Origin of the sequence: Haloparvum sedimenti (assembly GCF_001462205.1) — an archaeon.
Lineage (GTDB): Archaea > Halobacteriota > Halobacteria > Halobacteriales > Haloferacaceae > Haloparvum > Haloparvum sedimenti.
In genome coordinates, this window is sequence record NZ_LKIR01000025.1 from 1 (window position 1) to 7,996 (window position 7,996).

General features: G+C 51.3%; 8 protein-coding genes and 2 pseudogenes. 3 read left to right on the forward strand and 7 right to left on the reverse strand.

What is annotated here, in order from left to right:
- A pseudogene (locus AN233_RS17565) lies at window positions 1-264 on the forward strand (hypothetical protein); the annotation flags it as partial.
- Window positions 265-357: 93 nt separating this feature from the next.
- On the opposite strand, the gene AN233_RS01360 reads toward AN233_RS17565, so the two are convergent.
- Window positions 358-816 carry a transposase gene (locus AN233_RS01360; protein ID WP_058365080.1) on the reverse strand — a complete coding sequence of 153 codons (459 nt, stop codon included), beginning with the start codon at window positions 814-816 and terminating at the stop codon, window positions 358-360.
- A 5-nt stretch (window positions 817-821) separates the two neighbouring features.
- On the reverse strand, window positions 822-1,952 hold the full coding sequence (locus tag AN233_RS01365) for a hypothetical protein (protein WP_125919947.1): 1,131 nt from the start codon (window positions 1,950-1,952) through the stop codon (window positions 822-824).
- Window positions 1,953-2,003: 51 nt separating this feature from the next.
- Between AN233_RS01365 and AN233_RS16035 the strand changes: the two genes are divergently transcribed.
- A protein-coding gene (locus AN233_RS16035; RefSeq protein WP_094192396.1) for an IS1595 family transposase occupies window positions 2,004-2,887 on the forward strand; the annotation gives its coding sequence in 2 pieces (ribosomal slippage) (window positions 2,004-2,466 and window positions 2,466-2,887; 885 coding nt in all).
- A 484-nt stretch (window positions 2,888-3,371) separates the two neighbouring features.
- Here the strand turns inward: AN233_RS16035 and AN233_RS01380 are convergent.
- The 4 genes from AN233_RS01380 to AN233_RS16040 all read right to left on the reverse strand — a co-directional run bounded on the left by AN233_RS01380 (window position 3,372) and on the right by AN233_RS16040 (window position 6,972).
- The gene (locus AN233_RS01380; protein ID WP_058365084.1) at window positions 3,372-4,394 is read right to left on the reverse strand and encodes an N-acetylneuraminate synthase family protein; all 1,023 of its coding nucleotides are present in this window, start codon (window positions 4,392-4,394) and stop codon (window positions 3,372-3,374) included.
- On the reverse strand, window positions 4,387-5,079 hold the full coding sequence (locus AN233_RS01385) for an acylneuraminate cytidylyltransferase family protein (protein ID WP_058365085.1): 693 nt from the start codon (window positions 5,077-5,079) through the stop codon (window positions 4,387-4,389). Before AN233_RS01385 ends, AN233_RS01380 begins: the two co-directional genes overlap by 8 nt.
- Window positions 5,080-5,084: 5 nt before the next feature.
- A complete protein-coding gene (gene neuC / locus AN233_RS01390) occupies window positions 5,085-6,263 on the reverse strand; it encodes a UDP-N-acetylglucosamine 2-epimerase (RefSeq protein WP_058365086.1) in 1,179 nt (392 codons plus the stop codon).
- 358 nt (window positions 6,264-6,621) lie between these two features.
- The gene (locus AN233_RS16040) at window positions 6,622-6,972 is read right to left on the reverse strand and encodes a UDP-N-acetylglucosamine 2-epimerase (RefSeq protein ID WP_080508289.1); all 351 of its coding nucleotides are present in this window, start codon (window positions 6,970-6,972) and stop codon (window positions 6,622-6,624) included.
- Window positions 6,973-6,979: 7 nt separating this feature from the next.
- Here AN233_RS16040 and AN233_RS01395 point away from each other — a divergent pair, with 7 nt between their 5' ends.
- Complete coding sequence (locus AN233_RS01395; RefSeq protein WP_245625945.1) at window positions 6,980-7,576, forward strand: IS6 family transposase; 597 nt, start codon at window positions 6,980-6,982, stop codon at window positions 7,574-7,576.
- Between the two features lie 29 nt (window positions 7,577-7,605).
- Here AN233_RS01395 and AN233_RS01400 read toward each other — a convergent pair.
- Window positions 7,606-7,890: pseudogene (locus tag AN233_RS01400) on the reverse strand (transposase); the annotation flags it as partial.
- Between the last annotated feature and the right edge of the window lie 106 nt (window positions 7,891-7,996).

The following is a 7,996-nucleotide window of genomic DNA, read 5'->3' on the forward strand; positions in this document are numbered from 1 at the left end:
ACAGCTCTATACGAAGGGATGAGATTCAACCTGAATACGTTCATATATGATCTTCCTGGATCTGATCATCTAGCCCACTTGGTCGAAAGTGACGATGCCAAATTAGTAAACTCCGCGGAGGATATCGCACCACATTTAGAGGAATTTACAAATGATATAAATTGGAAGCAATATTTCTCTCCAAGTTCTCACGATAAAGTTTGCAGAACGCTAGAGGATATTCGGGGTGCTGTTAGCGATCACCATCAATATCAACGTAATTGAGGATTTTATTCGGTGACAGCGTTAAACTCGCTGTTTTTCCCAGTATACGCTGATAGTCTTGTGCAGGAATTCCGGTGGCAGGACGCTTCGTTGTTATATTATTTTTGTGAATTCTTCCCCTGCCTTTATAGTTTCTTTCGTTACCAAGCTATGATGTGCCCACTTCTTAATTGATTGTTCTGAATCCCGGACCTCTTTTTCACTGCCACGGGTGAACTGATTCGCTGTGAACGGGTATCGACCCTGGTCGTCCTTCACCGGTCGGTCGTTCTCGACGGCGTATGTCACGTTCGACGCCATCCACATCGCGTTGTAGATGAACGCCATGTTGGCGATAAACTCCCGCTGACTCCGCAGTTCGCTCGCAGACTTCGCCGTGAAGTCGTGTTTCATCAGCCGATACACGGTCTCTATCGTCCACCGCTGCCGGTACCGCCGCCCGATCTCCAGGCCGCCGAACTTCTCAGGATCGAGGTTCGTGTAGTACACCTCCCAATTTCCCTTGTCCTCTGTCCCCGTCTCAGCCCGCTCGATCCGCTTCTTCGACGGCATCGTGATCAGCCACGACTCTGCCTCGCTCTCGGGGACAACCTCACCGAGGCGGACGTCGTACCCTGCGCATTGTAGTCGAGGTCGTAGTGAATGGCGGACTCCTTCAGGTCATCAATGATGGCCGGGGGCCGGGCGCGCAGTCGGCTGATGAACTTGAGGCCGTGCTCTTCGAGGCAGTCGTGCATCCCGCTGTCATAAAACCCACCGTCCATACAGACGACGGCAGGCTCAACGTAGTGCTTCGCGTACGTCAGCATCTCGTCTATCTGGTGCTCGATGCTCCCGCGCCGTTGGATGGTCTTCGCCGCCAGCGTCACGGGCATCTCGACGTTGGCGAGACTGATGCTTGCGATATGGAACGCGAAGGAACTCCCGTCCCTCTGATCGACGCCCTCGACGCCGATGGGCTGGTCCTCGTGAGGGATGTCGTCGCGGTCAAGTCGCTTCCCGTCCTCGTCTTTCTCCGTCGAGTGGCGGCCGTGCCACATCAGGTTGGTCAGGTCCATGGCGAGGTCGGACCGCTCCGGGAGATAGCCGTACTCGTCTAGCACCATGATGATGCGCTCCAGGGCGGCGAGGTACATCTTTCGCAGTTCGAAGATGTCGTACTCGTGGAGCTGGTTCCAGAGTGTTTTGAACCCGGACGCGTCCCGGTAGTAGAAGTACGGCAGGAACCGAAGCGAGGCCTTGGCGTCGTTCGGGTGGATGTTGCAGAGTCCGGCGATCTCCATCAGCTTGAACAGCTGCCAGTTCGGGTACGTGACCCAAGACTCGTCACGGTCCAACTGGATGAACTGGTACGCGAGCTTCCGCATTTCCCGGGAGATGAGCACCAGTTCGGGTTCGCCACACCCGTCCCCGGTTGCGACGGGGAGAGTCACGATTTCGTCGTTGTCCTCCAGCTGCTCCACGATCTCCCGGAGGCGGTGGCTGACGTCCGAGCCGATTTGTGCTTTGACCTCTTCGCTGATCCGCTCGATGGTGTTCTCGGTGATGGCGTCAGTCAGGCCGAGCCGTTCGGCAGCTCCGTCCTTGAGTTCCTCTTCAACGGCGTAGTCCTTCGAGGAACTGAGCGACCGGTACAGGAACAACCGTGCGGCATCCTCTTCGTCAAGCTTGTACCAGTTCTCGCTCATCTCGACAAGTCGTAACATCAATTTGGATGGCGGATCAATGACCAGTCAACGATGGATGAGGAGTCCGCTCAAGTCTTCCTACCATCACGTGAGCGATGTTTTGAACGTCTCCGTCTCGCCCGCTTCGGCGAGACGGTGACGTGTGTCCATTGCGAGAGCGACAACGTTGTGAAGCGAGGGACGACCGGTAAAGACGCCCAACAGCACTGGTGCAAGGAGTGTGAGACGTATTTCAACGACCTCACGAACACGATTTTCGGTCAGCATCGCTTCGAACTCGAAGAGATGTTCTACATCATCAAGGAGATGCGATCTGAGCCGACCGCTCAGATCGCTCGTGACCTTGGCCGAGACTACGAAGCTGTTCTCAACTTTGTCCACAAAGTCCAAGACGTGAGTGGGGAGATCGATGAATTTGAACTGTACGAGGTCTGTGAAGCTGACGAAGTCTACGTGACAGCCGGCGAGAAGGGGATCGAAGACGAAGATGAGAGTCCGCGCTCGCGCGGACTCAAAAAAAGGGACGAGGACGATTCGAATCAGACAAACCGCCAGTGCTGACACTCGTCCGTCGCTCCGACGGACGAGTTCGGTTTCTCGTCTGCAAGAATCTCCAAGGTACCGACGAAGACATCGCTGAGTATGGCGACGGCAGCGTCATCCTCTGTACTGACGATTACTCGATTTACGATGGTATCGAGAACAAGGAGGGGGTGGACGGCCATCTGGCCGTCACCCACTCCGACACCTATGTCATCGGCGATGCCCACACAAACACCTGCGAGAACCGCCACAGTTTCCTTCGCCAGTGGCTGGCGAAGTTCAGGGGTGTCTCGAAGCATCATCTTCAGAAGTATCTCAACTTCCTTGCACTGAAGCTCAACTCACCCGAAGATTGGTTCGAGAAACTCCTATGTTACAATGTATCGGGATGAGCGCCAGTTCTTTTCCAGGCTCCAGAACGGGACGTTTCCGGTGTAGAGGTCGAGTTTCCCGACCGCCTGTTCCGGCGAGAGGCCTTGATTGAGGTAGCGTAGGAGTTGCGTCTACAAGTCGAGATTGCCCTCAATCTACGTGATAAGGGACGATCCGGTACTGGATCGGAGATGTCGAAGTCGTCGATAGAGAGATCATCAAGGTCGCTGTCGGAGTCGTCTGAGTCCTCGGGTGGCTCCAGAAAGCGGCCAGGTGTTCTCCCGTCAATGTCCGGTTCCCGCGACACGTTTCCCAGACAATACAGCATTTTGGTACTTAAAACAGGCCATTAGTAAACCGAATTCTGCGCCCATGCGGGATACTTCGTCGATGAAAGCCTTTACCGCACTATTGGATTCAACAATCTGTATTCCTTTCTTCAGAAATTCATAATTTCCTTCATTTCTCAGCAACTGGATCGCCGGGCAGGCAGATTTATTGTCATTATTTCGTTCCAATATCGGTAGATGTCACTACAGCGTCTTGGGGAATTGCGGTTGTTGCATAGGAACCTAAAAGCTCAAAGTACTGTTCAGCCGATAATCCAGTTCCTGGCCGCTTTGTCGTGGTGTTTTCTTTAGTTAGCTTCTCACCTTGTTTAATGGGTTCAGTTGCGACAATACTGTGCTGTGCCCATTGCTTGATCTCAATTTCTTCGTCATCTAATTCTTCTTTTTCAGTAGAAGTTTCGTTGTAGAGCGTGGCAAACTCAGAGAGATTGGCCAAATCATCAGGCTCAATAGAGACTTCTTGATCAGGTCCTGGAAGGCGCCGATCAATTGTGAAGTGCTTCTCGATAAGCGCTGCACCGTTCCCGATAGCTACTTTTGCTGCTTCAACCCCTGTTGAGTGATCCGAAAACCCAACAGACACATCCGCGATCTCTTCTAACGTTTCGATGGTTTTGAAATCAAAATCGGCAGCTGTGGTCGGGTACGCTGAGACACAGTAGAAGAGCGCGTATTCGCTTGCTACGTCATCCAGAAACTCACAAGTTGCTTTGATCTCATCAAGCGTATTCATTCCTGTTGAGACTAACAACGGCTTGCCTGTACTGGCAGCACGTTCAAGCAATTCCCGGTTGTTCATTTCACCGGACCCAATCTTAATCGCAGGCACATCGATTTTATCAAGCAAATCAACCGCATCAGTCGAAAACGGTGTCGAAAGGAACGTCACGTCATTCATATCCGCATAAGACTGGAGTTCCCGATGTTCGTCAAGTGACCACTCACAGTCCGCAACTGTATCGTATACCTCGCCCACATCGATTGATCTCATCTCCGATTCGACCATCTCTGCATCTGCGATATGCGTCTGGAATTTAACCGCATCTGCGCCAGCGTCCGCAGCCACCTCTATGAACCGCTTCGCAAGAGTCAGATCGTTTCGGGCGTTAATCCCAACTTCAGCAATAATATACGGACGGTCCCCGGTCCCGATCTTCGTGCCTTCAATTTCAATCATGTGTCTCCCACTCCGTTAGAATTTGTTCGGCCAACCATAGGTCAAACGGTGTGTCAATATCTACTGACTCTCGCTCCGTCATCTCATACATTTTCGTCGTGCCTGTAATCGTCTCCTCTGTCTGAAGGAACTGTTCGACATCCGTTACGTAGATTGCACCGTTAATCACGTACTCTGGGTCCCGATCCTGTCTTCGTTTGCCTGCATCAGTATAGTTTAACTTCTTGGCACCTTCAGACGTGCGTTCCCAGCGGGTATCGTACGTCGGATACACTGAAATCACAGAGTCTATGTCAGATTCTTCGTAAAGCGAGTACGCCTCATCAATATGCGTTGCCGTCCGAAGCGGTGACGTTGGCTGGAGTAACACAAACGCATCGTACGCTTCACCCATGTCGTGAAGCGTTTCCAAGGCATGGCTGATGACGGGGGCTGTCGGAGCCTCATCAGTTGCTAATTCCGACGGGCGAATGAAGGGGACTCGCGCCCCGTGCGATTCTGCTACTTCGGCAATCTCTTCGTCATCAGTAGAAACAACCAATGAATCGATTGCAGTAGCATCACGTGCGGCTTGGATCGAGTGGGCAATAAGCGGGGTCCCAGCTAATTCACGGATGTTCTTACGTGGGACTCTTTTCGACCCACCACGGGCAGGGATTAGTCCGAGAACGGTAGATTCTGTCATTAGTATCACTCCTCGTAGTATCCCAGTAAGTCTGGCGTCATTGGGGGCTTCAACTCAGGGTCGAGTTCAGCAATCGTATCCGTTATTTTTTTCGCAGCATTCCCATTTCCGTAGATCGTCGATTGAGGGTACGACCCCTGCTGTAGCTGTGTTTCGATTCCAGCAGCGATCTCATCGGCATCGCAAGCCACGTCCAGAACATTTGGGCCACGCTCACGTGATTGCTGTCTCTCCCCGATATTGACCGTTGGGACACCGAAATAAGAGCACTCTCGAATTCCGACGCTCGAATTTCCTACCATACATGTAGCGTTCTTAACCAGCGTCAGATAGTCATGCGGATCAAGGCTGATGAAAAACCGAACTCCGTCAGGATCTTGCTGTTCCCGGTACTCCCGCATCGCTTTCGATACCTGATCAGTGCCAGCATCCATATTGGGCCAAAACCAGAATGCTTGTACATCTAATTGCTCGTAGGCTTTGATCAACTCTTGCGTCTTATCATAGTTCGATTCATACTCTGTTGGGAGTGGATGATACTGCACGACAATATAATCCTGAGAAACATCAACCGTATCTCCTACCCCACCATACTCAGTTTGCGGGTCATACTCGTCTCTTCCTTCCTGGATGATCTGTTCAGCTAACTCTATCGACGGACACCCAGTCCGGCAGATTCGATTAGTAGGTTCACCGAGCAGACGAACGATTTCTTTGCTTCGATCAGTTGAAACCAAATGGTAGTCAGCCATCTTCGTAGTAGCATGGCGAACTTTGTCATCAATCGAACCGGTTATTTCTCCACCCTCTAAGTGAACCACGGGGATATTTAGATACGATGCTGCGAGGGTACTCGCCATTGTTTCGTGCCGATCACCGCTGGTCAACATCACATCTGGGTCAAACTCTTCAAAAGCCGTCGCATACTCAACAAGACCCATCCCCGTTGTTTTTGCTTGAGCTACGGGTTCACCAGCTTCTAACAGCGTATGAATTTTTTTGTCGATTTTCAAACCCGCATCTTCCATAATATCTGATATATCCCCGAAACGGTGAACTAATGCTCCCCCAGAGACAATAAGATAAAAATCAATTCGCTCATCGTCATTCAACGCTTGAAGTGCAGTTTTCACCCGCGCGTATTGTGATCGAGATGTAACGACTGCTGCTACGCTATTCGACATTTCCGAAGAATCGATGGTAGGGAATACTAAGGGTTACGATAACATCCGATGAAGGGAGACCAACCAAATAAAGTAATGTTCTTTTTAAAATCGATATCCGAACATTTTATCGACAAAAACTACTTTTGGTTGTGAATCATTCTCACCCACGTCACACACGGCATTTAGGGTGTATTCTCAACGCATCCGAGAGCGGCATCGCCATCCTCAACGAACATCACGACACCCTCGGAGACCAAACATACGTCATCGCGTGTGACGGTAGTCAGAATTCAGACAGAACGACCAAAACGGTGACTGAATTACTCGGTGAAGCTGCCGAAATGAAGGGCCGACTCACGAATCTGAATTTGAGAATTCACGACCAATTACCGAGGACTGTAATACTTTCGTCAACAGAACCAAAAACTTCTCCTCCTCCAATATGCGCGAGTGGGATGTTCTGATAGGTAGCTGCAGTTGCAATCGCGATTTCTTCGAAACGGTCAGCTATTGCCACAACAACATCAGGGTTTAGATCCTCAAAAGCGGTAGTAAACTCTGTTAGTGCTATTCCAGTACATTTTGCCATAGTCACACGGTTCTCTCCCTCGATTAGAAAGTAAATCTGCTCATCTATCTCATGGTCGTGTTTAGTTAAGGATGAAAAGTGAGGCGAAGTGATTTCTTGCTGGTCTATGGCAGAAATCGCCCGCCTCAGTGGATGCACGGACTGAATTGATTTGGATTTTGTGGAGCGCCAGCGGACACCCGAGCATGCGATGAAGCTTGGTATTCAACTGCAGTTAGCGGGACTCTCACTGTCGAATACCGTCTCTCTTCTCGAGGAATTGGGTGTCCAGCGATCTCGAAAGGCCATCCACGACTGGATACAGAAGGCCGACCTACAGCCTACAGACGGCCGAAGCCCGAATCACGTTACGATTGACGAAACCGTGATTCAAATCAATGATCCGCAATTCTGGCTGTATGCTGCAGCTGATCCTAAGACGAACGATCTGCTGCACCTCCGATTATTTTCGACGACAACAACCGCATTAACCGAAATCTTTCTTCGAGAACTCCACCAGAAACACGAGATTGAATCCGCCATGTTTCTCGTCGATGGCGCTCAACACCGCCAAACTGCGCTCGCCAGAGCTGGGTTCCGATTTCAGACACAACACCATGGAAATCGGAATGCCATCGAGCGAATTTTTCGAGAACTCAAACGCCGAACGTCGTCCTTCTCAAACTGTTTCAGCCATGTTAAGCCTCAAACCGCCGAAAAGTGGCTCCAAGCATTTGCTGCCTGGCTCAGTGCTCCAAACTAAACACGACCAATCCGATGACGACGTCGGAATCACTGTTTGAGTGCTTGTTCGAGGTTGTAGACTGCAGCGGTCACCACAAGCTCGCGGAATTCGCGGTACCAAGTGCGAGGATGGACAGCGGGGCCGAACCGACGCTTGATGGCAGAAAACGCGGTTTCGGCCATCCAGCGCTGGCCGTATAATTCGCTGTCCAACCGTGCGTTGTGAGCGTGATCGTACGCTGCGAACAACCGATGGCGCAGCAAGGGCCGGACGCCCTCTGAACGGAGGGCGTCCCGGAGAGATTGGTCGTCATAGCCTTTGTCGCCGGCGATAATTTATATTCGCTCTTCTGTAGGAGATTGTTGATAGAGTTCAGCTGCTGCTCTGAAATCGAAGAGGGCAAGGACACCGCGCTAGCGGTGTCCGACACGAATGATT

Bases quoted from the DNA above. Each gene is read 5' to 3' on its own strand.
- AN233_RS01360 (WP_058365080.1), bottom strand. From the start codon at position 816: ATGCCGTCGAAGAAGCGGATCGAGCGGGCTGAGACGGGGACAGAGGAC.
- AN233_RS01365 (WP_125919947.1), bottom strand. From the start codon at position 1,952: ATGAGCGAGAACTGGTACAAGCTTGACGAAGAGGATGCCGCACGGTTG.
- AN233_RS01380 (WP_058365084.1), bottom strand. From the start codon at position 4,394: ATGATTGAAATTGAAGGCACGAAGATCGGGACCGGGGACCGTCCGTAT.
- AN233_RS01385 (WP_058365085.1), bottom strand. From the start codon at position 5,079: ATGACAGAATCTACCGTTCTCGGACTAATCCCTGCCCGTGGTGGGTCG.
- neuC (WP_058365086.1), bottom strand. From the start codon at position 6,263: ATGTCGAATAGCGTAGCAGCAGTCGTTACATCTCGATCACAATACGCG.